Origin of the sequence: Ochrobactrum sp. C6C9, assembly GCF_022627935.1 — a bacterium.
Taxonomy (GTDB): Bacteria; Pseudomonadota; Alphaproteobacteria; order Rhizobiales; family Rhizobiaceae; genus Brucella; species Brucella teleogrylli.
Map to the genome: position 1 here is coordinate 82,806 of NZ_JABXGB010000018.1, position 24,453 is coordinate 107,258.

Genomic DNA, 24,453 nt, shown 5'->3' on the forward strand with positions numbered 1-24,453 from the left:
TCAGTGCTCCTTTTCCAACAAGCGTTGCGCAATCTTTTCCGCCAGCTTTTCGGCCACCTCGTTTTTGCTCATTTCCGGCCAGTCCTCGATGCCGGAGCGGCTTAGAATTCGTACGCGGTTATGGTCGCCGCCCATGACGCTGCTGCCATCCGAGCCATAGGACACATCGTTGGCGACGATCCAATCCGCGCCCTTTTTCTCAAGCTTGGCTCGCGCATTGTCTGCCACGTCCTGCGTTTCCGCCGCAAAGCCGACCACGAGACCCGGGCGCTTTTCGCTATGGCCGACACCGGCCAGAATGTCGGGGTTCTCGACCATGGCGAGCGTCGGAGCGCTTTCGCCGGGCTTTTTCTTGATCTTCTGTCCCGCTTCATTGGCCGTGCGCCAATCGGCGACAGCAGCCACCATGATCGCCGCGTCGGCGGGCAGATGCCGCTCCACAGCCGCCTGCATTTCACGCGCCGTCTCGACATGAATGACGTTAACGCCTTCGGGATCGGGAATGGTGACCGGACCAGACACCAGATGCACCGTTGCACCCAGCCGCGCCAAAGCGGCGGCGATGGCATGGCCCTGCTTGCCCGACGAGCGGTTGGCGATATAGCGCACCGGATCAATCGGCTCATGCGTCGGGCCGGAGGTCATGACGATGGATTTTCCAGCCAGTGGTCGTGCACGCGGTGCGAGCAGCGTTTCCACTGCCGCGACGATGGCGAGCGGCTCGCTCATACGGCCCGTTCCCGCCTCGCCGCTCTCGGCCATCTCGCCCTTCTCGGGGCCGATGAAATGCACGCCGTCTTTTTCCAGTGTCAGACGATTGCGCCGGGTCGCCGGATTGTCCCACATGGCCGGGTTCATGGCAGGCGCAATCAGAACCGGAACCTTGCGCGCCAGCAGAACGGCGCTGGCCAAATCGTCGGCCAGACCATTCGCCATCTTGGCCATCAGATCGGCGGTTGCTGGCGCAACCACGATCAGATCGGCATCGCGCGCCAGTCGGATATGCCCGACATCCTGCTCATCCTCTCGGGCGAACAGATCGGTGAAGACATGGTCGGTGGAAACCGCGCCAATGGTCAGCGGTGTCACGAATTGCTGTGCGGCAGCCGTCATCAATGGGCGAACCTGTGCACCGCGCTCACGCAAACGACGGATCAGGTCGGGCGTCTTATAAGCGGCAATACCGCCAGCGATAATCAGCAGAACGCGCTTGCCAGTGAGTGACGCGCCTGTGATCGCACCGGACTGAGGCGGCGTAACCTGCGCGGGTTCTTCCAGCGCGGTCAGAAGAAGCCGCGCTTCCTCTTCCATGGAACGCCCATTGCGCGCGGCGCGCACACGCAGCTTTTCTTTGGCGGCATTGTCGAGATTGCGAATAGTGATACTGGCCATTTGATTGCACCGGCTTATTGCAAGTGCAATCAATGAAATCATACTTCACGTACTCAGTCACCAAGAATCGTCTTTATACACACTGTCAAAGTGCGTGAGATCGCGCTGCTTTATATGTCAGGTGACTGCGTGATTTTATTAGCTAAAATCTCTAGCATCAAGGAGAAAAAATATGAGAGTTATCAAAATATACTTTATTTTAGTGACTCTATTCACAGCAACTAATGATGCTATTCCCAACACTATCCCCATTAGTTTAAATAGTTCTGTAGAATTACTCAACAAACTATACTATGGGCAAGTAGAAATTTGCGAGGCGGCCGCAAATTTTCTTAAAGAATCCGCCATTAAATGCTCAGGTGTCATGGTCCACGGACAGGAGGCGCAGGAGACTCACGTATGGATTCCATCTCAAAACGATCCACGAAAAGCCGTATCCTTCTCTTATTTGAGATATGATATACCTACCTCAAAGCTGTATAACCCGGCTGGCTTCATATACGATCAGTTTAACTCATCGGTGCTCGATTACTATTGTCTTTATCCTTTCGACGCAGATACAGTAAACACCGATTTCCATCCATCGTCTTCACACGGATGCGGGCTCTCTGGCACTGATTACAAGGAAAACGACTTCGCCTCGTGTCCAAAAGTCTCCGTCGCTACATCCGATGAATTCATCCAGAAATACCTAAAAAATCGAGAGCCCCAGCCACAACTTCGAGAAAGCTGCTCTTTTATTGCAGACAAAAAGGAAGGGTTCGAAGCATCAATCAATGTCCAAAAGGAGACTAAATCTCCATATTGGAATGAACTAATCATGAGCAACTGGACCGAAGCTGAAGCTAGAACTCTGCCAATAACGGCATTCTTCTATATATTCGGTAGCGACGCCGGTCGGCGCACAGCTTTGAGGTTTCAGGCGGATTATTGCAGCATGTACAAAAAGTTCATACCCGTCGTCAGTCTAGATTTTAAAAAGGAAGCTGATGCTTTTAAAGGTTCGCTTGACGATCAGCAACCTTGCCCCTGAAGAAATATTCCGCAAGGTCAAGCCCAAAGAAAACGGTTCCTGTTCAACCCAAAACATACTTAATCGCGATCGCAGCGAGCGCAATTGCAATCACTATTTGCGCGATGCGGCCCCAACGCGAATGCTTGGCTTCGGCGCGACCGATGGCTTCCGCCGTGGCTGCATCGAAGCGCAAGCCATTGGTGGCCATATCGTCCAGCGCAACCGAAACGCGCTCCACACGCGCCACCAGCTCCGGCGTTTTGCGGGTAAAATGCAGCAGGGAATAAGCGCTGTCCTTCGCATCGAGCAACATGCCCTGCGGCCCGAGATTTTTGCGAATCCAGTCACCGACAACCGGTTCCGCTGCTTTCCACATGTTGAAATGCGGATCGAGCGTGCGCGACACACCTTCAACCACAACCATGGTTTTCTGGAGCATCAGAAGCTCGGGCCGGGTCTCCATGTCGAAAAGCTCGGTCACTTCGAACAGCAGCGTCAAAAGCTTGGCCATCGAAATGGTTTCCGCCGGCTGGCCGTGGATCGGCTCGCCAATGGCGCGAATGGCCTGCGCAAAACTCGCCACGTCGTGCGTATGCGGCACGTAGCCTGCTTCGAAATGCACTTCCGCCACGCGCATATAATCGCGTGTAATAAAGCCATAGAGAATTTCTGCCAGGAAGCGCCGCTGCTGTTTGTTGAGCCGTCCGGTGATGCCGAAATCGACCGCGACGATGATGCCCTGCGGATCGACAAACAGATTGCCGGGATGCATGTCAGCATGGAAAAAGCCGTCGCGCAGCGTGTGGCGCAGGAAAGACTGGATCAGCGTTTCGGCAAGCTTCTTCAGATCGAAGCCCGCAGCGGCCAGCGCCGAAACATCCGACATCTTGGTGCCGTCGATCCATTCGAGCGTCAGCACATCGCGACCGGTCCGTTCCCAGTCCACCTGCGGAACGCGGAAACCTTCATCGCCCTTGATGTTTTCGGCAATTTCGGAAAGCGCTGCCGCTTCCAGTCGCAGATCCATCTCGATGCGGGTGGTCTGCTGCAATGTCTCGACCACCTGTACCGGACGCAGGCGGCGCGTGAAGGGCACATGGCGCTCCTGCATGCGCGCGACCATATAAAAGCCTTCGAGATCGCGGGCGAAACGCTGGCGAACGCCGGGGCGGATAACCTTGACCGCAACCTTCTTCGGCTTGCCGTCTCTCATGACTTCGGCAGGATGCACCTGCGCCATCGAGGCCGCCGCTATCGGCGCGTCGAAATGCAGGTAAAGATCGTCGATCTTGCGACCGAGCGAACCTTCGATACCGGCAATCGCGTCGGCTTGCGGAAAATAATCGAGACGATCCTGCAAAAGCTCCAGATCGGCAGCCACATCGCGCCCGACAATATCCGGGCGTGTGGCCAGAAACTGGCCAAGCTTCACATAGGATGGGCCAAGCTTGTTCATCGCCCGCGACATGCGCTCGGAGCGCTGCATGTGCCGCGCGCGCGGACGCGCCAGCATGCCTGCAATCTTGTGGCCGAAAGCCGGAAGACCGGACAATCCTTCGACCGGCAGCGCACTGATCACGCCTTCGCGTGTCAAAATCCATCCGGCCCGCGCCAACCGGAAAGCGGCGGAAAGATTACTCATGCGATAATGCCCGCCCCAGCGCCCCAGCCCGAATTCATGACAGGCACAATCACAGCTTCCAGCCCGAATGAAGCGCCGCAATGCCACCGGTGAAATTGCGATAGCTCACACGCTCGAAACCGGCGGTCTCGATCATGGCGGCGAAATCCTGCTGCTTGGGGAATTTGCGGATCGATTCGACCAGATAGCTGTAGGAATCAGCATCGCCGGTAATCATCTTGCCGATGCGCGGTATGGCCTGGAACGACCACTGGTCATAGACCTTGTCGAGGATCGGCAATTCGACCTCGGAAAATTCGAGGCACAGAAAACGCCCGCCCGGCTTCAGCACGCGATAGGCTTCTGACAGCGCCTTGTCGATATGGGGTACGTTGCGAATGCCAAAGGCAATCGTATAGGCGTCGAAACTGTTATTCTCGAAAGGCAGTTCCTCGGCATTGGCTTCAACGAATTCAAGATTTTCGGCAAGGCCCTTCTTGATCGCGCGCTCACGACCGACACCCAGCATCGAGCCATTGATGTCGAGAATGGTCACATGCGCCTGACGGCCCGAAGCCTCGACAATGCGAAAGGCGATATCGCCGGTGCCGCCAGCCACGTCGAGCGAGGTCCAGCCCGGACGCTTCGACGGCGCCAGCCAGGCGATCATCGCATCTTTCCAGACGCGGTGCATGCCTGCCGACATGAGATCGTTCATCACGTCGTATTTGTTGGCGACCTTGTGGAAAACGTCATTGACCAGGGTTTGCTTTTCGTTTTCGTCCACCGACTTGAAGCCGAACGAGTGTTCCATGCCACCTTGTGCGCCCACGCGGTCCGCATTGCCGTTTTGCTGGCTCATAGCTCATCCTGCTTTTTGAATAGTCTGACGAAAACAATTTCGGTTATGCATATAAAGCTTGTGCCGGACGATACAAGCACAGACGTTTTCCCACTACCCCTTTTGTGATCGCAGCTTGCGTTGGCGTTGAAAAATGGCCAAAGAGACATAAAACTGTGCGTGTGCGCTTGCCACGCGTTTTCTCCGGCGCAATCTGCCGCTAAAGTTCAAAACGATAAGAAGAAAAAGTGGAAAGATCATGGGCGTTACAGTCGTCAGCCATCCGCTTGTCCAGCACAAGCTTACCATCATGCGCAAGCGCGAGACTTCCACGGCCAGCTTCCGGCGGCTTCTGAAAGAAATCTCGCTTCTGCTTTGCTACGAAGTGACGCGCGATCTCGAACTCACCACCATGGAGATCGAGACCCCGCTTATGCCGATGGAAGCGCCGATCCTCGAAGGCAAGAAGCTGGTCTTCGCTTCGATCCTGCGCGCGGGCAATGGCCTTCTGGAAGGTATGCTCGATCTGGTGCCCGCAGCCCGCGTCGCCCATATCGGCCTCTATCGCGATCACGACACGCTGCAGCCGGTCGAATATTACTTCAAAGCGCCGGAAGATATCGTCAATCGCCTCATTATCGTGGTCGATCCGATGCTCGCTACCGCCAATTCGGCCATTGCCGCCATCGACAAGCTGAAGGAACGCGGCGCGACCAATATCCGCTTCCTGTGCCTGCTGGCCGCACCCGAAGGCATCGAACGCTTCACCAAGGCGCATCCGGATGTGGATGTCTACACCGCTTCCATCGATGAGCGCCTTGACGAAAAGGGCTATATCGTTCCGGGCCTCGGCGACGCGGGCGACCGCATGTACGGCACGAAATAGACTAAAACGTAACCAGACAGTAATCCGCGCCGGATACTTTGCCTTCAGAACGGGGTGAGCATGGCGCGGATTTTCTTTATTGTTCTGATGCTGGCGGGATTGGCCACGGCCTTTCCGGTTCTCTTCGAGAAATTCCAGTCGGCAACGGTCGAGCAAGCCGCGACGGCAAAACCCTCCCCATCATCCCAACAGAACCCATCCGCCTATAGCGGACGCCGTGCGCAGATTGCGCCGGACAGTCGCGGGCATTTCATCACCGATATCCGCTTCAATGGCCAGAACCTGCGCGGGATGATCGATACAGGGGCAAGCTCGGTTGCGATCAATGCCAGCACCGCCCGACGCATTGGGCTTTCGCTGCGGCCCGACGATTTCCGCTATCGCGTTTCAACCGCCAATGGCGAAACATCGGCAGCGCGCGCTATGCTCAACAGCGTGGAAATCGGACGCATTCGCGTGGAAAATGTCGAAGTGATCGTGCTGCGCGACGAAGCGCTGTCCGGCATTCTGCTCGGCATGAGTTTTCTCAAGCGCCTGCGCCATTATGAAGTAGCAAATGGCGCGCTCATCCTCACGCAGTAACCTGTTTCTCTGATAGGATGCGCGCTTGAGATTCTTATCGAAACGGAACCGACCATGACTGCGGACCAACGCCTGACCGAGCTCGAAATTCGCGTCGCCGAACAGGAAAAGACCATCGACGAACTGTCGTCCGTGCTGGCCGAGCAGTGGAAGCTCATCGACCAGCTTTCCAAGAAGCTCAGCGCTTTGACCGACCGTTTTCTGGAACTGGAAGAACAGACCGCGCCTGACGTGCCGGTCACCAAACCTCCGCATTGGTAAGATCATGCATCAGATAATCGACCTCGCCGACCGCCCCGACCTCATAGCTGCCTGCGCGACATGGAACTTTGGCGAATGGGGCGAATTCAACGGCGGAACGCTGGAACAGACCATCGCCGGCTTCCACGATCTCGTGCGAACCAACGATGGGCAGATCGCGCGCGCAGCGCTATCAGATGGAGAACTGGCCGGATTTGCACTGCTGATCGACAATGATCTGGAGACGCATCCCCATTTGAAGCCATGGGTGGCGAGCGTTTTCGTTTCGCCCGCCTATCGTGGTCGGGGCATCGCCAAGAGCCTTGTCCGGGCCATCGAGAAGGCCGCGGCAGAGCTTGGTCACGGCGAGGCCTTTCTTTATACGAACAAGCCTGACCTCTACCGGCAGATCGGCTGGGAGGATTACGAACAGCTCGACGGCGACTATGCCGACATGCTGATCCTGAACAAGAAAATCGCGCGATAGGATCGCGCGATTTTTTTTGAGACCGTTTTACTGTGCCAGCGGAATTGGGCAGCTCACGCCAGTGCCGCGCAGGCCACAATATCCGTTCGGATTCTTCGCCAGATATTGCTGGTGATAATCCTCGGCATAGTAGAACACCGGCGCATCTTCGATTTGCGTGGTGATCGGGCCCAGACCGCGCGCTGCCAGCGCCTTTGCATAAGCATCACGGCTTTTTTCAACCGCCGCCCGATCCGCGTCATCGAAAGTGTAGATCACCGACCGATAGGTCGTGCCGATATCATTGCCCTGTCGCATGCCCTGCGTCGGATCATGCTCTTCCCAGAACAGGGTCAGCAGCTCATCAAGGCTCACGACTTTCGGATCATAGACCACCAGCACCACTTCGGCATGGCCGGTCAATCCGGTGCAGGTTTCTTCATAGGTCGGGTTTGGCGTGATGCCGCCCGCATAGCCTGCCGCCGTCACATAGACGCCCGGCACCTGCCAAAACAGCCGTTCCGCGCCCCAGAAGCAGCCCATCCCGAACATGATCTGCTTGAGGCCGTCAGGCCATGGGCCTTTCAACGGATGGCCGGAGACGAAATGCGTCGCGGATGTAGGAATGGCTGTTGCGCGGCCCGGCAAAGCCTCATCCGTGGAGGGCATCTGTACTTTCTTGCGATAGCTGTCGAGGAAACTCATAGATTTCTACCTCCTGTGGCCCTGTAGTGGGATTGACTGTCAGGCCGTGAAGCGCCCCAGGGGGCGTCCGCGCCGATGACCGATCACATAGAACAACAAAGCGAGCACGCCGAAGAAGAGCCATCCCGGCTGCCCGAGCAAAGGAACACAGACCGTGTTCCAGAATGTAGCTCCTATATAGTGCGTCACGAGCGTTTCTGCATCGGCCAGCGTTTCCGGCGCGTTACGCGACCACATGGAAAGCAGCGGTTTGGCCACCAGCTTCGACGCGCCGACCGAACGGGCGCCATCGAGAATGGCGAAGATCACCGCCAATGCCAGAAAAACAACCGCGAAACTACGCAACACAAACCGGATCACGATTCCCTGCCCCAGACATTCAGGCACATATTCAAGCGCGTCGGGCACATCCCGACGTCGTTGACCTGGCCTTTTCATACCGCCAAATCCTCACGGAAGGAAGCCATTACGCCTCGAGCCATTGTGCCTCTAAATTATACACATAAATTTATCATTTAAAAACAGTTAGTTATGAGAGGATTGAGACTACCAGCATAACTCCTGCCGATTTGGCGCAAAAACTTGCAAAGAGCTATTGAACATATGCGTATTCTGGCTATATTGCGCGCCGCTACCGCATGTTGGCGAATAACCAGCGCCAGACGAAATGCGGTATCTCGTTTGCAGTCAGATTTCGCCGTTAACGCGGTTTTCCCCGACAGCAAGGCAGACGGAGAGGTGGCCGAGTGGTTGAAGGCGCACGCCTGGAACGCGTGTATACGGGAAACCGTATCGAGGGTTCGAATCCCTCTCTCTCCGCCAGTATTATCCCCCCTTCTTCGCTATCACGTTCAGGTCGCCATCACCGAACCATGTATGGCGCTTGCCGCCCATTCGCGACGATGCGCAGGCGGCTTGTTTCATGTGAAATTGGGATGCTTTTCAGCTGGAATGCTCGTGGCAAAAATGGCAGAGCGTGACATGAAACAACGTGATGGGGCTCAAACGGAGTCGGAAAACCGAATGCATCTTGTGAGACGAGCGATTTTGACAGGCCTCGCCTGCTTGTCCTTCGGCTTTTACAGTTCCGCGACTGAGAGCATTGCGCAAGCGGCGGACGGAGCTGTCGTAGCGCAAACCGAAAACGTCGACGAACAGCCAGCACCCGCAACGGACGGCTTCGGCCGGACGCAATTCATCCTGTCCGGCGACCCAATCGTACCGCCGCGCGCCTATAGCAAAGGAACCGACCTTCCTCGCGCTCAGGATTATGACGCCAATGAAAGCGGCACTATTTACGACATCCTGTTCATAGGGATCGAAAAGACAAAATGCAGTTCGAAATTCGCGGCTATTCCGGCCACGACCTGCAGCACCCAGCGAGCGGGCAGACAATGGAATTCCCTGTCGCCCAGTCAAGTATTGAGATCCGTGATCTTACCATCAAGATCGAGGAAGTGACGCCGGGCAGCCTGACATATAAGGTACAGCCCCTGAAATAGCGCAGGCTTTCTCACTTGGGGAACCGAAATACGCGTTACATCCGCTGTCAGTCGCCCGTGCGGCTCCCGCTCGATAAGCTGGGAACCGCACGTGAGTTTGGCTTTACTACGTCATGTTGCAGACCGGGCCAGGTCAGAACTTAATATTGAACGAGGCCTTGAACCCGTTTTGCCTGGCACCGCTGCCATACTGGCCGATATAGCTGAGACCGAGCGTCGAGGCCCGCGTCACATCGAAATCAAGCCCTGCTTCCAGCAAAGCCGTATCCTTGGCAATCGGCGCACCTGCCACACTGAAGGCATCACCGCCCGCGAAGGCCTGCGTTGAGGCCGGTATGATGTCGCCATAGGCATGGCGCCAGCCGAGCGAACCCTTCAGATTAACGGATGTTGATCCAAGCAACAGTGGAGCCTCCGCCCGCAGGCCGAGAGTCGTAAAGGTCGTGTTGGTCGTTTCGCTTTCGACATTCAATGCCGCAGCGCCACCCGTTTCTGTGAAAGCGTCCGTGCGCAATCTGATATGCGCGAGATTGGCGAACGGTTCGAAGGATGCGGCGGTCGTGTCGATCCGATATCCGACCTCGCCGAAAGCTTGGAGCGTGCGCGCATCATAATCGGCCTCCAGCGAGTTGGAGAGACCGGTAAATGCAACCGACCGCGATGCATCGAGGCTATGCCATGTCTGGATCAGCCCGGCGCGCAGTCCCAGCGGGCCCCACTGGTTGCCGCCATAGATGCCGAGATGCCAATTGTCACTCGTCGCAGCCGCATGTCGCTCCTTGAGATCGATATCCGCCCGGCTGTAACCGCCCGCGAAACCAAGGCGCCAGCCCTCTCCCAGCCCAACATCGAGACCGGAGATGAAGCCTCCTGTCGACGTAGAGACACCGGCAGCATTGGCATCTCCATCCTGCTCAACCCAGGAGCCGAAGCCTGTCGCCCAGAACCCATATTGCCCCAGGGATGCGCCATCGCTGACCGCATCAATTGCGGCAGACGCACGGGACGGTTCTTTTGTTTTCGCATAAGAAAGTGCCGGAACGTCCTTCGCTCCGACACTGGCAAATGCCGAGCGCAAGCGATTGTTTATCGCATCCGCCGCCAAATGCGATGTCTCGATCAAGCCTGTCTTAGTGGACGCATATCCATCACCGGACAGTTGGTCGAAAGCCTGCCTTGCCCCCGCAGCACCCAGAAAGGCGACAGAATTCGCAACCGGATTGCCCAGCCTCAGACTGTCGATTGCACCAGCGACAGCCCGCTGATTGTCTGTCTGCGCAACACTTGCAAGCGAAACTGCATTGCGCCCGATGGTCAGGAGAACATTATTCGCATCATAGCTGAGGCTTGGCGCGATGAAATCAGTCGATCCGGTCCAGGAAACGCTGCTGAATGTCGTGCCTGCAAGATTGCCTGCGGTCAGGATCGTGTAAGGCCGGTTCAGCTGATAGCCACCGAGCGTAGATACGGTCACCGCACCCGCCAGATTGGCGGTTCCGCCCACCTTGATCAGATCAGATCCGCCCTGCGCGTCGATTTCCGCCGCATAGACCGAAGACGATGCCAGCGTCAGGTCGCCATCGACCGACACGATGCCGACGGAATTGCCGGGCGTGATCGTGCCTGAGCTGGCCAGACCTCCGGCTATATGCCAGTTGCCGCCAAGAGTGGATGTAGGATCGACACTGACATCGCCACTCACGGTAATCGGTATCGCAATCGTGCCGCCACGGGTTGCAGAGCCCTCCGCAAGCAGGACATTGCCGCCGATGAAATCGCCTTCATCCCCAAAATCGAAATTGCTCTGGACGCCGGAAAGGTTTCCTTCGATCACCGATTGCCCCGCGAAAACCAGACTGCTGCCGCGTTTCGCCTCGATATGCGTGATCCCCTGAATTTGGCCCTTCCAGTCTGCGCCATTCTGCAGAGTCAGAACGGTGTTTCCTGCCCCGGTTTTAGCCTGCGTGTCGATAATATCGCCCGTGCTGACGGAGCCTGCATCGAGTTCGATATCGACAATGCCGCCGGAACCCGCTCCATTGGAACGATCCACCTGCAACAAGACGCCATTATTCTCTGTCGCAACGGTTCCACTGCGGAGGCGAATTTGCGCTACATCGTCAGCGCTGGCCAGAACAACGCCAATTGTCGGTCCCTGCGCAGTTTTAAGAACCGCGCCTTCGGCGACGATCGTGCCCGAGCCTGAAATAGCCAGAGCGGACGCTGCCTCGCCCTGTGCGGTGACACTGCCACCCATCAGCGAAATCGAACCGCCCGCCTGCGCCAAGGCCCCGGCAGCACCAGCACCGGAAGTCACAATCTGCGTACTGGTGGCCGAAATCGAGCCGCCTACCGTTCCCTGATCATTATTGGCCAGAAGCCCATGGGCCTGATCGCCGGTCGTCTGGATGGTTGAAGCGGAAAGCCTGATCGTGGAAGCGGATTCGGCGAAGGCGCCAAAGCTCGATGCGCCAACGGTTTCGACGGCGATATTCTCGGCATCGATCAGCCCCTCATCGACGGTATGCAGGCCGACAGCGAAACTGCTGGCCTCGGTGCGGATGGTGCCGCCAGTCAGAGAGACCGTGCCGGACGTGGTTCCGTCATAAGCGTAACCCGGGTGGTTGGTGCCGAATGCGCCCGCCTGCACGGCATGGGCATTGTTGCCTAAGGTCGTGATATCAGCGCTTGACGTAATCGAGCCGCCATTGCTGGCAAGCAGACCGTAATTGCGCAGACCATGGGTCGTGATTGAACCGCCGTTGAGCGTCACGCTCGCATTGTTGTGCGACTGGACGCCTTCGGAAAAGCGGGCCGCGTTGTTGGTCACGATTGCCACATCATTGGCGATGACCGTCGCATTGTCGACCTGAATGCCCCTTGCGTTGCTGCCCGAAGTGGTGATCGAACCGCCGTTCAACGTGACGGCGCCACCCGACAAGGCTTCGACGCCGTGCGCAGTAGCGCCGCTTGTCGTAATATTGCTGTGTGTCAGCAGAACCTGACCGCCGCCATCGACATAAGCGCCGGATGCATTGGCTCCAGCGGTCGTGATGCTGAGTGCATCGCCGGAAATCTGCCCGGCGACAGTGCCCATGTCATTATTTGCGATAAGGCCGAATGCCTTCTGGCCGGACGTGTTGATTGCCGAGTGCGATAGATTTATCGTCGACCAGCTTTCTGCGAACGCGCCAAAGCCGCTGGCGCCCGTCGTCGTGATCTGAACTGAGCCGTCAATCGTGCCGCCATCAATCGCATGCAATCCATAGGAACCGACGCCGTCAGCTGTGACAGCTACCCCGCCGAGCAGATGAATGAGCGAATGATCCATGCCATTCGCGTTGCTTCCCTTCGCACCGACCTGAATGCCATGTGCTTTCGGTCCCGAAGTGATGACGTTGATGTTCGACACGTTCAGCGTCGAAGCTGATCCGGCTGCGGTCGAGACAAGCACGCCCCATGCGCGCCCATTATTGGTCGTCGCCACTTCATAGGTCGCGCCCGAGCCGTCCAGGTTAGCCGTACTGCCCCCGGCATAACGGTAGGCTGCGCCGTTTACCACAACGCTCGTCGCCGCAGCCACTGTGCTCGTCAGAATGAGAGCCACGGCTGTTGAGCCCAGCACCCGCACCAGATCTTTTGAAATGACCGACATCATTGCCCCTAAATGCGCCCCTACAGCCCCCCGGCCCATGGCGAATAATCCAACAAATAAATTTAGCAATTCCGCAAATAAAATGCAGAATACTTACAGATCATACCAAATCCATATCTAATGTTGAAGATTCGTACAACGCAGAATACGCTTATATTTATAATAAATCGCAATTTTATGCTCATATATTTAATGAAATTGCACTTATATATTCAATATTACGATTATATAAATAATAAATTAGAAATTTATACATTTTATAATTATAAAATCGGAAATTAACTGCGCTCCAAATAGCAAAAAACATACCTCCCCAAGCATGCGCAAAGGGAGGCCGACACATCCAGAAAATCGCAATGAAAAGAATGGCTTTTGCAGGCCGGGCAATAAGCAGCCGGTCGATGCGAGGGCTCAAAGCCTTGAGCGAAAAGCGTAGCAATAGAAGCAGAACAGCCGGAGCCATAACGGCTCCGGCTGCGAAGGATCAGATCAGACCTTCTTCCTTCAGCGCTTTCTGCGCTGCAGGACGCGCCATGACGCGTTCACGCAGGGCGAGCGCCTTCGGATAGGCGCTGAGATCGACCTGCATCACAAAGCCCCAGCCAAGGACGACCGACGCATAAACGTCAGCCTGGGTCAGTTCTTCGCCCAGCCAATAGCTACGATCATCCACCAGCATGGCTTCAAACTGGCCCATGCGGCGCGCGATATTGGCAAGAACGCCTGCCTTGGCGTCTTCCGTCAGGTTCGGTGCAAACAAGCCGCCGAAGGCCGAATGCAGATCGCCGCAGAAGCCGAGTGCTTCCTGCAAGCGTGCGCGTTCCATCGTACCATAGGCAGGTTTGAACGCTGCGACATCCGAATGATCGCCGATATATTGCAGGATAGCGGCGTTCTGGGTGATCACCACGCCCGGCTCGATCTCCAGCGCCGGAACCGCGCCACGCGGATTGACCGCCAGAAAATCGGCGCCGCTGGCGGTGACCTTGGTTTTCAGGTCCACGGCTTCAAACGTGTAAGGCAGGCCGGTTTCGCTGAGAACGATATGCGGTGCGAGCGAGCAGGCACCGGCTTTGTAATAGAGCTTCACTGAAAGATGTCTCCGAAGAATTGCAACGCGGGATGTCTATCAGTTCCCGCTGCCCCTGCAATATTGTTGGGGGCAATTTTTCGTGTAGTCAGCCGATGCCGGAAATTCTTTGCGCAGATCTGTTTCGATCAGAAAAGCGACGCAATGCGCGCCGGCTTGGATGACGACATGCGGGGCACCACGACCAGCTTGTTGAACTCGCCGCGTTTGAAGGCGCGCAGGAAGCGCGGATAATCCCGGAACACCACGCAGCCATTGGAATCGCCGTTGCGTCCCAGCATGAATGTATGCGCCAGAAGCCCGTCACGATTGTAGCGGTTGTTGCCGTCAGCGGGCGTCAGGCGGATCGCTTCAACGCCGTGGAACAGCGCCTCGCGCATGCGCAGATTGTAGCTGTGCGGCGGCGTCGGGCCGCGGTTCTTCTGGTTCACATAGCTGGGGTTGTCACGCATGCGACCGATGCCGGAATGGGCTTCGAGCTTTTCCCCGCTCGGCAAATAGACGGTTGCAGCAGAAATATCGTAGATCGCCACGCGGCTGCGCGCAGCCTGATTGAGCAATGGGCTGAAGAGGCCCGGCTCAGGACTGTCCGTCAGGCCGCTTTCGGGCGCGTAGGCAAGCTGCGTCTTCGGACGCATGCGCGAGGCGCGCAGCGCAGGCTTGGCACCCGGCAAAGGCACATCATCCGGCACGAACATATCGCTATCGGTATCGTCGTCAGCCGCCATGTTCGTTTTCTGGTCAGGCGCGGATTGCGGCAACGGTATCGCCTTGCCGACCGGCAGATTGGGCGTGGCGCTTCCCTCTGCATCGGCTTCTTCGGCCTGCGACAGAGGCAAAATACCGGACGGGTTCTGCGGTTGGATCTGGGCCAGCGCGACAAGAGCGGCAGGCGTTTGCGGCGCGCTGGCGTAGCCAAGCGCGACAGCCGCTGCTGTGGCGGGTTTCGCCGCCGTGTCGCCCGTTTTATCCATGGCCGTGGCGGCTGAAGCAACTGCAACCGGCTCGGGCAGTTTAACCCGGTCGGCGCGCGGTTCGACCACCGATGCGACGTCTACGGATTTTGGTTCGATGACCGAATCCGGACCGATATCGGCAATGATTGGGTGGTCGTCTGTCACCTTGTTACGGCGCCAGTCGAGATTGGAATAGGCGCCATCCGCCGTATAGGCCTTGATGAAGCTCTCGCGCATCTTGTGCGATGGCGTTCGGGTCTGATCGACAAGGGCGAGCGCCTGCGGCATGGCCCCGGGCGCGCGCCGCATGACCGGCGCGACAGGTGCAAATGCCGGGATGACCGTTTCAAGCGCGCCGAGCGTGGTCAGCATCCAGCCACCGGCGAAAAGCCCTGTAACGGCAAAAGCCGTCAAGCGCGCAAAACCGCGCAAACTGAACGGAACGCTGATACGGCTGCTACGCGGAGCCGCATAGCCATACACTTCTGTCACACACGCCATGATACTAACCCGACTGGAATTCGACTTCGCGGCCCCACTTTCGGGCCCTCGCCTCGCATGGCAGTTCGGCAAAAAAGCGAACAGGACATGGCAAAGCAGTGGCCGAAGCAAAGCAGTGACCGCAATGGTCGCTTCCAGCATGGCGAATTATGGTAACCAAAGTCTTTACGAACGGCGTCCGTCTGATAATTCCTCTCGCCGAGAGGAACGCCGCATCAACCCGTCAGGCGATAAGGGGGCGGCGTATCGTCCGAAATTTCGGGGAATTCCTTGCCCTCGGTCACCGTGCGATTGCGCCCGCGATGCTTGCCGCGCATCAAGGCAAGATCGGCCCGGGACACCGTTTGCCATAAGGTTTCGTCGCGACGCAGCATGGCGACACCGAAACTGCATGTCACATGACGACCACTGGGCAGCGCCGCAAAGTCATGACGGGCAACCCGGTTGCAAAGTCGCTTGGCGAAGCGTTCGCAATATTGGGCGCTGCCCGCGACCAGCAGAACGAATTCCTCGCCGCCGACACGACTGACAAGCGCGTCCTTTCCGACCAGCGACTGCAGCAGATGTGCAAACTCGACCAGCACCCGGTCACCGGTCGCATGGCCCAACTGGTCGTTGATCGCCTTGAAATGATCGATATCGGCAATGATGACCGCATGGGTCGCGTCCAGCGGAGCCTGCGCCAGCGCGCGCTTTGCGCATTGTTCCATGCCACGCCGGTTGAGAAGGCCCGTCAACGGATCGGCATCGCGTTCATTGCGCAATTTGTCGATGATATCGAGCGCGGCCACCGTCAGAATGAACAGGCCGAGCAGCACGCCGCCCATCGACGCAGCCACCGTCACCCATGACCAATAAGGCAAGGACAGCAATTGCCTGGAACTCAACACATCATCGAGCATGATGATCGTGAAGACACTGCGCAGGAAGAAATGCGCCGCCAGCAGCACCAGCACCAGACGCAGCGCAGATTCCACCCACCGGTCGCCCGGCACACGCCGGGCATACACACACAAAAGAGCGGCCAGCGTTCCAAGGCCGATATTGGCAGCAACGACCAGATAGCTGTAGATCGCGCCATACCATGCAAGGAGGCCGACGACCGCCAGCGTCGAAATGGTGATCAGCGACGCGGTTCTCGGCGGAAAGCCGCGCCCAAGCCGCACCATTACCGCCTGACAGAACAGCCAGCCAGCCGCAAATTGCAGCAAGATTGCCAAAAGGAATGTATGGCGCAGATTGGGCAGAAACGGTGAAATCTGTACGAAATGCCCCAGCGAAAATGCTGCAAAGCTCAGGCCGAACAGCAGCATATGCGTCCGCCGCCTGTCGAGCACCCATAGACTCGACATCGCGACCGCAAACAGCATGATCAGCAAAGAGGGAACAATTTTCACGAGAAGCCGAACCAAAAATCGATTGAATTATAATTCAACAAGTAGTGGTGCCCATCTGGAAGTGCAATTGCACATATGAGTCAAATTAACTTTTGTAGCACAATTAATAGTTACAGAATAAAATATTCACTTATTTAAATAAAGGAAGCGCTAATATAAAATTGCAAACAATGACCTCCACGCAAAAGCTGAATTCTATTCTTAAATAGGCGCATAATGTTTATCCCCAGTTATTGATCGCGAAAGTCAAACAGCATGCGCTTGAAGCCATTTCCGGCCATTATTACCTGTTACTAATGCGAATGAAGGCTTGGTCTGGAAAAGGCTAAATGTCATCCTGTGCCCATGCTATTCGAGCGGGTCCGGCCTCAATCTGGCCGGTGACGCTCTGTTTGGAGAATTTCGATGCGCCACCAGTTCGACCTTTTTACTCCCGCTGCGAAGGCTGGGGAAGAACGGGCGGAGCTGCGTCCTGCCCGCGCGAAACCGAAGCGCGACATCGGCAAAGCACCTGCCTTGAACGAGGCGGAAATGGTGCGTCAGCTGAACGACAGCGGGCGTTATCGCATTTTGCAACGGCTCGATCCTCTGCCTGTGGTGCCTGATGCCGACAGAATGGCCTTCCCTCGCCTTGGCGTTGTCGTGGATACGGAAACGACCGGACTGAATGCCGCGCAGGAAGAAATCATCGAAATCGGCGCCGTCGCCTTCTGCTACGCCGATGACGGCTCGATTGGCGATGTCTGCGCCACCTTCGGCGCTTTGCAGGAACCATCAAAGCCGATCCCGGCAGACATTACCCGTATCACCAACATCACCGATGAGATGGTGAAGGGGCAGACGATCCCGCTGGCGGAGCTGGAAGCATTGATCGCCGATGCCGATCTGATCATCGCGCATAATGCCGGTTTCGACCGTCCGTTTCTGGAGCGGTTCTCACCGGTCTTCGCCAACAAGCCGTGGGCCTGTTCTGTCAAGGAAATCGACTGGACCGCACGCGGTTTCGAAGGCACCAAGCTTGGCTATCTGATCGGCCAGAGCGGGTATTTCCATAATGGGCACCGCGCCGAGGATGATTGTCAGGCGCTGCTCGCAGTACTGAAGGAACAGTCGGGCGATATGACGCCCTTTGCCGAACTGCTGCAAGCCAGCCAGAAATCGCGCCTGCGCATCTATGCCGAAAACAGCCCCTTCGAAATGAAGGACAAGCTGAAGGAGCGCCGCTATCGCTGGTCAGACGGTAGCGACGGTCGCCCAAAATCCTGGTGGACGGAAATCGGCGAAGACGAACTCGATGCCGAACTCGACTATCTGCGCACCGAAATTTACGGCTGGCGCGACGCCGAGCCGCTGATCCAGAAGCTCACCGCCGTGGACCGCTACAAGGAACGCGCGCCGCTCAGGCCCGGTAAATAGAAAAGGCCGCGTTCGCGGCCTTTTTCTTGCGACGCGGATGATTCCGTCTATGGGTAGCCGAAAATGGTGGGGCTCGAGAACCGGAGCGGAGTGTACTTAATGTACATGAGCACCGGAAGCACAGAGCGACGCCATTTGCAGGCAGCCAGAGGCGGAATCTAGAAAACCGGCCAAGGCTTCTGCGCTGGCCGCATATCTTCATAAGCCTTTGCCATCCGCAACACGCCCAGATCATCGAAACGCTGGCCGAAAATCTGCAGGCCGATCGGCAGGCCCGTCAATGTATAGCCGCAATTGATCGAGATCGCCGGTTGTTCCGACATGTTCATGGCGACTGTAAAGGCAATGTGTTCGAACGGACGCTGCGGATCGTTGATCGGCGATGCCCATTCCGCCGGATAGGTCGGCATTGGAGCAGTCGGCGAGATGATGAAGTCGAAATCCTTGGACGCGGCGAGCGCCGCATGGCGCATTGCGTCGATCTGCGCGAAGCCGGAATAGACCTCCTCGCCGTTCAAGCCTTCGGCGGTTTCGGTCCACTGATAGATGTAAGGCAGGATTTTCGCGCGGTTTTCCGGCGTCATCTTCTTCACATCGGCCCAGGAGCGCGCGCGCCAGAAGCGGTCGAGACCGTCGATCATGGTGCGATTGAGGAACGGCGCAACCGGCTCGATGATCGCGCCCGCATCGGCGAAAGCTTTCGCGGCTGCTTCCACCGCGGCTCGGGTTTCATCGCCGGTCGGCTCGCCGAAACCGGCATCGAGCCAGAGACCGATTTTCAGGCCCTTGACGTCGATATCAAGGTCCATCCAGTCAATGTCCTGATAAGGCAGGCTCATGGCGTCGCGACGGTCCGGACGCGACAGCACCGACATGTAAAGCGCGCTGTCGGCAACCGTGCGGGTCATCGGACCGGCAACACGTCCGAGAAATGCCGGATCAATCGGAATACGCCCGAAGGACGGCTTCAATCCAACGAGACCGCACCAGCCAGCCGGCAGGCGGATAGAGCCGCCAATATCGGTGCCGATATGCAAGGGACCATAACCAGCGGCACCGGCACTGCCTGCACCGGCGCTTGAACCGCCCGGATTGGTGCCGAGGTCCCATGGATTGCGCGCCAGTTTGTGGAAGCTAGACAGGCCCGACGACAACATGCCGAGATCGGGCATGGTCGTCTTGGCGAGCAGCACGCCGCCAGCCTCACGGGTACGGGCCGCAGGTGGGGCATCAGCGGCGGCAGGCTTCAGCGGCAGCGCCGCGCAGCCAAGCGGAACCGCTGTTCCCTCGGTCGCTATGTTTTCCTTGATCGTCAGCGGCACACCATCAATGGGGCCTGCCGGTTCACCCTTCGCCCAGCGCGCTTCGGAAGCTCTGGCCGCCGCCCTCGCAGCATCCGGGTCATAGGCCCAAAGCGCGTTCAGCTTCGGCTCATAGGCTTCGATGCGGGTGATGACGGCTTCCGTGACTTCGACCGGCGAAAGCGACTTCGCCTGATAGGCGGACACGAGTTCAACGGCTGACAAATCGGCAAGATTCGACATTGGATATTTCCTCAAATCACTCAGGCAATTTCAGTGTGGAATCGGATCGCCGCACGCGCTTGCGGCGACCGGAAAAAGGTTTTGGCACGGCATCGACCAGCGCCCGCGTGTAGTCATGTTGCGGATTGTCGAACACCGCATTGGTCGGTCCCTGCTCGACGATATTGCCACGATAGATCACGGCAACACGGTCGGTAATTGCGCGCACCACACCGAGATCATGGCTGATGAAGAGATAGGAAAGGCCGAACTTTTCCTGCAAATCCATCATCAGATTCAACACCTGCGCCTGAATGGAAACGTCGAGCGCGGAGACCGGCTCGTCGGCCACGATCAGCGCCGGTCTGGTGATCAAAGCGCGGGCAATGGCTATGCGCTGGCGCTGCCCGCCGGAAAACTCATGCGGATATTTTTCCGCCGATGCTTTGGGCAGGCCGACCGCTTCCAGCACTTCCGCCACACGGTCGTCGCGATCTTTGGCGCTCGTACCGCTTTCAAGCGACACAATCGGCTCGGAAATAATCCGCTTCACCGTATGGCGCGGATCGAGCGAGCCATAGGGGTCCTGAAAAATCGCCTGAAAGCCTTTGCGCGCCTCGCGCAGACCAGCGCGGTCGAGAGCGTAAATATCCTGCCCGTTGACGAGAATCTGACCCGACTGCGGACGTTCCAGCCCCATCACGGCGCGGGCCAGCGTGGATTTGCCGGAACCGCTTTCGCCAACGATGCCAAGGCTTTGTCCTGCTTCGATCTCGACATTGACGCCATGCAGAACACGCAAGGACCCCGGCCTCGAAAAGAAAGACGCGCGCGGAAGCTGATATTCGCGCACCACCTCGCGCACCTGCAAAATCATCTGGCTCATGAAACCACCTCGCCTTCACGCGGGTGCAGGCAGGCGGCACGATGCACGATGCCGTCATTCTCGGCGATGAAATCGAGACCCGGTATTGCCTTTCGGCAATCATCCTGCACAAAGGCGCAACGATCGGCGAAGGTGCAATGAGGCGGACGCGTCAGCGGATCGGGCACCACGCCGGGAATGGCGGCAAGGCGCTGGCGTTTGCCCGTCGCGTGACTGCGCACAAGGGCGGCGCCATGCGGCGAGGCTGCAAACAGCCCGCGTGCATAGGGATGCGCCATGCGTTGAAACACGGCTTGCGTGCGTCCGGTCTCGACGATGCGGCCCGCATACATGACGGCTATCCGGTCGGTCATTTCCGAAACCACACCGAGATCGTGGGTAATCAGCATCAGCGCCGTGCCGGTTTCGTCGATCAGTTCATCCATCAGATCAAGGATCTGCGCCTGCACCGTCACATCAAGTGCAGTGGTCGGCTCATCGGCGATCAGCAGGTCCGGCTCGCAGGCGATCGCCATGGCGATCATCACGCGCTGGCGCTGTCCGCCTGAAAGCTGGTGCGGATAAAGATCGAGATTGAAGCGCGGCGCAGGCAGGCCAACACGGTCGAGCAATTCGCGTGCTTTACGCTCCGCATCCGCACAGCTTTCGCCCAAATGCAGACGGCGGCCTTCGGCAATCTGCGCGCCGATGGATTTGACCGGATTGAGCGCCGTCATCGGCTCCTGAAAGATCATCGCCATGCGCCGTCCGCGCATTTTGCACAGTTCCGCTTCTGGCGTGGCGGCAAGGTCCTGACCGTCGAAGCGCAACGTGCCGCGCACACGCATCCGTTCCGGCAGCAGGCCCATGGCGGCAAGCGCGGTGATCGACTTGCCGCTGCCGGATTCACCAACGACACCGAGGCGTTCGCCACGGTTCAGCGTCAGCGTGATGCCGGAGACAATATCTGCGGAACGAGTGCCGAAGGGCAGCTCGACGGACATATTGTCCATTTCAAGAAGGGGTGCTGTCATCTCTGCCTCCGCACGCGCGGGTCGAGCACATCGCGCAATCCGTCACCCAGCATGTTGAGGCCCAGCACGGCAAACGTGATGGCGAGGCCGGGGAAAATGGCGAGCCATGGCGCGTCATAAATAAAGGTCTGTGCGTCGTTGAGCATCTTGCCCCAGCTTGGCATCGGCGGCTGGGTGCCAAGACCGACATAGGAAAGGCCCGCCTCGGCAACGATGGCGAGCGCGAACTGGATCGTCGCCTGTACGATCAGCACATGATTGATATTGGGCAGCACATGCAAAAGCGTGATCGATACATCGCCACGCCCTGCGCAACGGGCCGCCTGCACATATTCGCGTTTCCACAGCCCCAGCGACGCGCCGCGCGTGACACGGGCAAACACCGGAATGTTGAAAATGCCGATGGCGATCATCGCATTCACCGCACCGGGACCGAAGACCGCCGTGATGATGACGGCAGTAAGCAGCGCGGGAAAGGCGAAAGCCAGATCGGTCATGCGCATGACGAAACCGTCCACCATGCCGCCGCGTGCCGCCGCGAAAGCGCCCAGCGGAATGCCGATCCCGGCACCGACAAGCACGGCAATGATCGACACGGCGATGGAATTGCGCGCGCCGACCATGATCATGGAAAACACGTCGCGACCGAAATTATCCGTGCCGAACAGATGATTGAGGCTCGGCCCCTGCAACTTGTCGCGAAAATTCATCGCCGTCGGCGAATAGGGCGTCCAGAAAAAGGAGATGAGCGCCATCGCAACGAGGATAACCGTAATCAGCGTCCCGATGGTCAGGCTGCGGCTCAAAAGCACCGTTCGGAAAATGCCGGGCTTCGGCAGAATTTGCGTGTCGCTCATCGGCTGCCTCCCGTCGAAAGGCGCGGATCGATGAAGCCATAGACAAGATCGACGATGAAATTGACCGCGATCACGGAAGCGGCAAGCAGCGTCACCAGCGACTGCACGGTGACGAGATCGCGCTGCGCGATGGCCTGAAACACCAGCCTTCCAAGGCCGGGCAAATTGAAGACGTTTTCGATGATGATGGTTCCCGCCAGCAGAAAGGAAAATTGCAGGCCGATGATGGTCACGACCGGGATCAGTGCATTGGGCACCGCATGACGCCAGAGCGCGGACTTGCGCGTCAGGCCCTTGGCACGCGCGGTGCGCACGAAATCCTCACCCAGCGTTTCGATGACGGCGGAGCGCGTCACGCGGGCCAGAATGGCGGCAAGCGGCAGCGCCAGCGCCAGTGCTGGCAGAAACAGCGAGCGGATGCCGTTCCAGAAACCGCCTTCCCAACCCGCGAAGCCCGAGGCCGGAAACCAGCCGAGCTGCAAGGCGAACAGCAGGATCAGGAGCAGGCCGAGCCAGAAATTCGGGATGGCGACGCCGACCTGCGCCACCCCCATGGACAGCACATCACCAGTCTTGCCGCGCTTCGAAGCCGCATAGACGCCGACCGGAATGGCAACCGCGACCGACAGAACCATCGACAAAAGAGCCAGCGGCAGCGTGACCATGATGCGCGGTCCGAGCAGTTCGCTGATCGGAACGGAATAGGTATAGCTCGTGCCGAAATCGCCTTTAAGAAAACCGCCGATCCATGTGAGATAGCGCCACCAGATCGGCTGGTCGAGGCCGAGCTGCGTATGGAGCGCGGCCAGCGTTTCAGGCTGCGCATTGATGCCGAGGATGACCGCTGCCGGGTCGCCCGGCAGCACCTGCATCAACAGAAAGACGATGACGGAAGCCGCAAGCGTCGTCAGCAAGAGCGAGACCAAACGCCCGGATATATAAGCCAGCAAAACGACCTCCTTGAAAAGACGGATATCCGCTTTCCACATTCCAACTCACCATACGCCCTCCCCTTATCTTTATGGGGCGCACGGCATTCGTTATGATATCCGCCCCGTTGCCAAAGCGCCGGGGCGGAGGTTTTTATTCGGCCCAGTAAGCCTGGGTCAGATCGTCAGCCGGGATCGGCATGTTCTTCCACAGACCCTTGACGTTCTTATTCCAGACGCCGATTTTCGGCAGCGCATAGAGGAAGACATTCGGCTCGTCGGCGGCCAGCTTTTCCTGCAACTTCTTGACGAGTTCCAGCTGTTCCTCGTCGCTGCCAGCCTCGGCATAAGACTTGTAGAGCGCCTTATAATCCGGGTTATTGTAGTTGAAGTAGTACTTGTCGCGGGCATAGATATCGAGATCGCGCGCTTCGGTATGGGCGATGATCGTCGCGTCGAAATCCGACCGCTTGAACACCTGATCCAGCCACTGCGCAAACTCGATCGGCACGAGATTGACCTGAATGCCGACCTCGGCCAGCATCGCCGCAATGATCTCGCCGCCACGCCGCGCATAGGCCGGTGGCGGCAGCGTGATGGTGATCGACGTGCCCTCTGGTACGCCAGCTTCTTCCAGCAGTTGCTTCGCCTTGGCCGGATCATAAGGATAGGTCTGCGAGAGATCGACATAGCCCGGATCGACCGGCGAATAATGCGAACCGATCGGCGTGCCGAAACCGGAATAGGTGCCTTCGATCAGCGCCTTGCTGTCGATGGCATAGGCCAGCGCCTGACGCACCTTCACATTGTCGAACGGCGCCTTGGCATTGTTCAACGACAGGATGACCTTGCCCGCCGTATCGCCCACTTCAACCTGCAACTTGTCGTCGCTCTTGAAGCGGCTGATCAGCTCAGGCGCCTGGAACATCGGGAACACGTCGATGTCACCGGCAAGAATGGCCGCTGCCGCTGCCGACGGA

Annotated in this window: 23 protein-coding genes and 1 tRNA gene; 8 read left to right on the forward strand and 16 right to left on the reverse strand. The window is 57.9% G+C overall.

The features are described from left to right. Nucleotides 1-1,392, reverse strand: a complete 1,392-nt coding sequence (gene coaBC / locus HWD97_RS15515) for a bifunctional phosphopantothenoylcysteine decarboxylase/phosphopantothenate--cysteine ligase CoaBC (protein ID WP_371835208.1) — start codon at nt 1,390-1,392, stop codon at nt 1-3. 172 nt (nt 1,393-1,564) lie between these two features. Here coaBC and HWD97_RS15520 point away from each other — a divergent pair, with 172 nt between their 5' ends. Then, nucleotides 1,565-2,425, forward strand: coding sequence for a hypothetical protein (locus HWD97_RS15520; RefSeq protein WP_371835209.1), 861 nt, complete (start codon nt 1,565-1,567; stop codon nt 2,423-2,425). A 43-nt stretch (nt 2,426-2,468) separates the two neighbouring features. Here HWD97_RS15520 and ubiB read toward each other — a convergent pair whose 3' ends face one another. Beyond that, entirely contained in the window at nt 2,469-4,049 is a 1,581-nt protein-coding gene (gene ubiB, locus HWD97_RS15525; RefSeq protein WP_371835210.1) for a 2-polyprenylphenol 6-hydroxylase, read from the reverse strand. Between the two features lie 49 nt (nt 4,050-4,098). After that, the gene (ubiE, locus tag HWD97_RS15530; RefSeq protein WP_371835211.1) at nt 4,099-4,890 is read right to left on the reverse strand and encodes a bifunctional demethylmenaquinone methyltransferase/2-methoxy-6-polyprenyl-1,4-benzoquinol methylase UbiE; all 792 of its coding nucleotides are present in this window, start codon (nt 4,888-4,890) and stop codon (nt 4,099-4,101) included. A gap of 238 nt (nt 4,891-5,128) precedes the next feature. On the opposite strand from ubiE, the gene upp reads away from it, so the two are divergent. From upp to HWD97_RS15550, 4 genes are read left to right on the forward strand one after another with little or no spacing between them, the layout of a single operon-like run. After that, nucleotides 5,129-5,755 (forward strand): uracil phosphoribosyltransferase, encoded by a 627-nt coding sequence (gene upp, locus HWD97_RS15535; RefSeq protein WP_109369677.1) that lies wholly within the window; start codon nt 5,129-5,131, stop codon nt 5,753-5,755. 60 nt (nt 5,756-5,815) lie between these two features. Then, nucleotides 5,816-6,337, forward strand: a complete 522-nt coding sequence (locus tag HWD97_RS15540) for a TIGR02281 family clan AA aspartic protease (protein ID WP_371835212.1) — start codon at nt 5,816-5,818, stop codon at nt 6,335-6,337. Between the two features lie 54 nt (nt 6,338-6,391). Beyond that, nucleotides 6,392-6,598, forward strand: a complete 207-nt coding sequence (locus tag HWD97_RS15545; RefSeq protein WP_109369679.1) for a SlyX family protein — start codon at nt 6,392-6,394, stop codon at nt 6,596-6,598. Between the two features lie 4 nt (nt 6,599-6,602). Next, nucleotides 6,603-7,064, forward strand: coding sequence for a GNAT family N-acetyltransferase (locus tag HWD97_RS15550; RefSeq protein ID WP_371835213.1), 462 nt, complete (start codon nt 6,603-6,605; stop codon nt 7,062-7,064). 27 nt (nt 7,065-7,091) lie between these two features. Here the strand turns inward: HWD97_RS15550 and msrA are convergent, their stop codons facing one another. Both msrA and HWD97_RS15560 read right to left on the reverse strand, forming a co-directional pair. Continuing rightward, nucleotides 7,092-7,748 (reverse strand): peptide-methionine (S)-S-oxide reductase MsrA, encoded by a 657-nt coding sequence (gene msrA, locus HWD97_RS15555; protein ID WP_339440709.1) that lies wholly within the window; start codon nt 7,746-7,748, stop codon nt 7,092-7,094. 39 nt (nt 7,749-7,787) lie between these two features. Then, entirely contained in the window at nt 7,788-8,108 is a 321-nt protein-coding gene (locus tag HWD97_RS15560) for a hypothetical protein (protein ID WP_109370300.1), read from the reverse strand. 372 nt (nt 8,109-8,480) lie between these two features. Between HWD97_RS15560 and HWD97_RS15565 the strand changes: the two genes are divergently transcribed. Continuing rightward, nucleotides 8,481-8,570 (forward strand) — tRNA-Ser (locus HWD97_RS15565). A 54-nt stretch (nt 8,571-8,624) separates the two neighbouring features. Further along, entirely contained in the window at nt 8,625-9,209 is a 585-nt protein-coding gene (locus HWD97_RS15570) for a hypothetical protein (protein ID WP_371835214.1), read from the forward strand. 174 nt (nt 9,210-9,383) lie between these two features. Here the strand turns inward: HWD97_RS15570 and HWD97_RS15575 are convergent, their stop codons facing one another. The 5 genes from HWD97_RS15575 to HWD97_RS15595 all read right to left on the reverse strand — a co-directional run bounded on the left by HWD97_RS15575 (nt 9,384) and on the right by HWD97_RS15595 (nt 16,804). Next, nucleotides 9,384-12,908 (reverse strand): autotransporter domain-containing protein, encoded by a 3,525-nt coding sequence (locus HWD97_RS15575; RefSeq protein ID WP_371835215.1) that lies wholly within the window; start codon nt 12,906-12,908, stop codon nt 9,384-9,386. 178 nt (nt 12,909-13,086) lie between these two features. Then, nucleotides 13,087-13,368 (reverse strand): hypothetical protein, encoded by a 282-nt coding sequence (locus HWD97_RS15580; protein WP_371835216.1) that lies wholly within the window; start codon nt 13,366-13,368, stop codon nt 13,087-13,089. Between the two features lie 21 nt (nt 13,369-13,389). After that, nucleotides 13,390-13,995: a glutathione transferase gene (gene gst, locus HWD97_RS15585; protein WP_371835217.1), complete on the reverse strand. Its 606-nt coding sequence runs from the start codon at nt 13,993-13,995 to the stop codon at nt 13,390-13,392. Nucleotides 13,996-14,123: 128 nt separating this feature from the next. Beyond that, nucleotides 14,124-15,452, reverse strand: coding sequence for a DUF2778 domain-containing protein (locus tag HWD97_RS15590; RefSeq protein WP_371835218.1), 1,329 nt, complete (start codon nt 15,450-15,452; stop codon nt 14,124-14,126). Nucleotides 15,453-15,667: 215 nt separating this feature from the next. Further along, nucleotides 15,668-16,804 carry a diguanylate cyclase domain-containing protein gene (locus HWD97_RS15595; protein WP_371835219.1) on the reverse strand — a complete coding sequence of 379 codons (1,137 nt, stop codon included), beginning with the start codon at nt 16,802-16,804 and terminating at the stop codon, nt 15,668-15,670. 450 nt (nt 16,805-17,254) lie between these two features. Between HWD97_RS15595 and HWD97_RS15600 the strand changes: the two genes are divergently transcribed. Next, nucleotides 17,255-18,265, forward strand: coding sequence for a 3'-5' exonuclease (locus HWD97_RS15600; protein ID WP_371835220.1), 1,011 nt, complete (start codon nt 17,255-17,257; stop codon nt 18,263-18,265). A 158-nt stretch (nt 18,266-18,423) separates the two neighbouring features. On the opposite strand, the gene HWD97_RS15605 is transcribed toward HWD97_RS15600, so the two are convergent. The 6 genes from HWD97_RS15605 to HWD97_RS15630 all read right to left on the reverse strand — a co-directional run. After that, nucleotides 18,424-19,809 (reverse strand): amidase, encoded by a 1,386-nt coding sequence (locus HWD97_RS15605; RefSeq protein ID WP_371835221.1) that lies wholly within the window; start codon nt 19,807-19,809, stop codon nt 18,424-18,426. A 16-nt stretch (nt 19,810-19,825) separates the two neighbouring features. Then, complete coding sequence (locus HWD97_RS15610) at nt 19,826-20,674, reverse strand: ATP-binding cassette domain-containing protein (protein WP_171319858.1); 849 nt, start codon at nt 20,672-20,674, stop codon at nt 19,826-19,828. Further along, nucleotides 20,671-21,687 carry an ABC transporter ATP-binding protein gene (locus tag HWD97_RS15615; RefSeq protein WP_171319860.1) on the reverse strand — a complete coding sequence of 339 codons (1,017 nt, stop codon included), beginning with the start codon at nt 21,685-21,687 and terminating at the stop codon, nt 20,671-20,673. Before HWD97_RS15615 ends, HWD97_RS15610 begins: the two co-directional genes overlap by 4 nt. After that, nucleotides 21,684-22,544 (reverse strand): ABC transporter permease, encoded by an 861-nt coding sequence (locus HWD97_RS15620; protein ID WP_109369690.1) that lies wholly within the window; start codon nt 22,542-22,544, stop codon nt 21,684-21,686. The genes HWD97_RS15615 and HWD97_RS15620 overlap by 4 nt, the downstream gene beginning before the upstream one ends. Next, a complete protein-coding gene (locus HWD97_RS15625) occupies nt 22,541-23,494 on the reverse strand; it encodes an ABC transporter permease (protein WP_140026192.1) in 954 nt (317 codons plus the stop codon). The genes HWD97_RS15620 and HWD97_RS15625 overlap by 4 nt, the downstream gene beginning before the upstream one ends. Nucleotides 23,495-23,627: 133 nt before the next feature. Next, a partial coding sequence (locus HWD97_RS15630; protein ID WP_371835222.1) for an ABC transporter substrate-binding protein occupies nt 23,628-24,453 on the reverse strand: 826 nt, incomplete at its 5' end.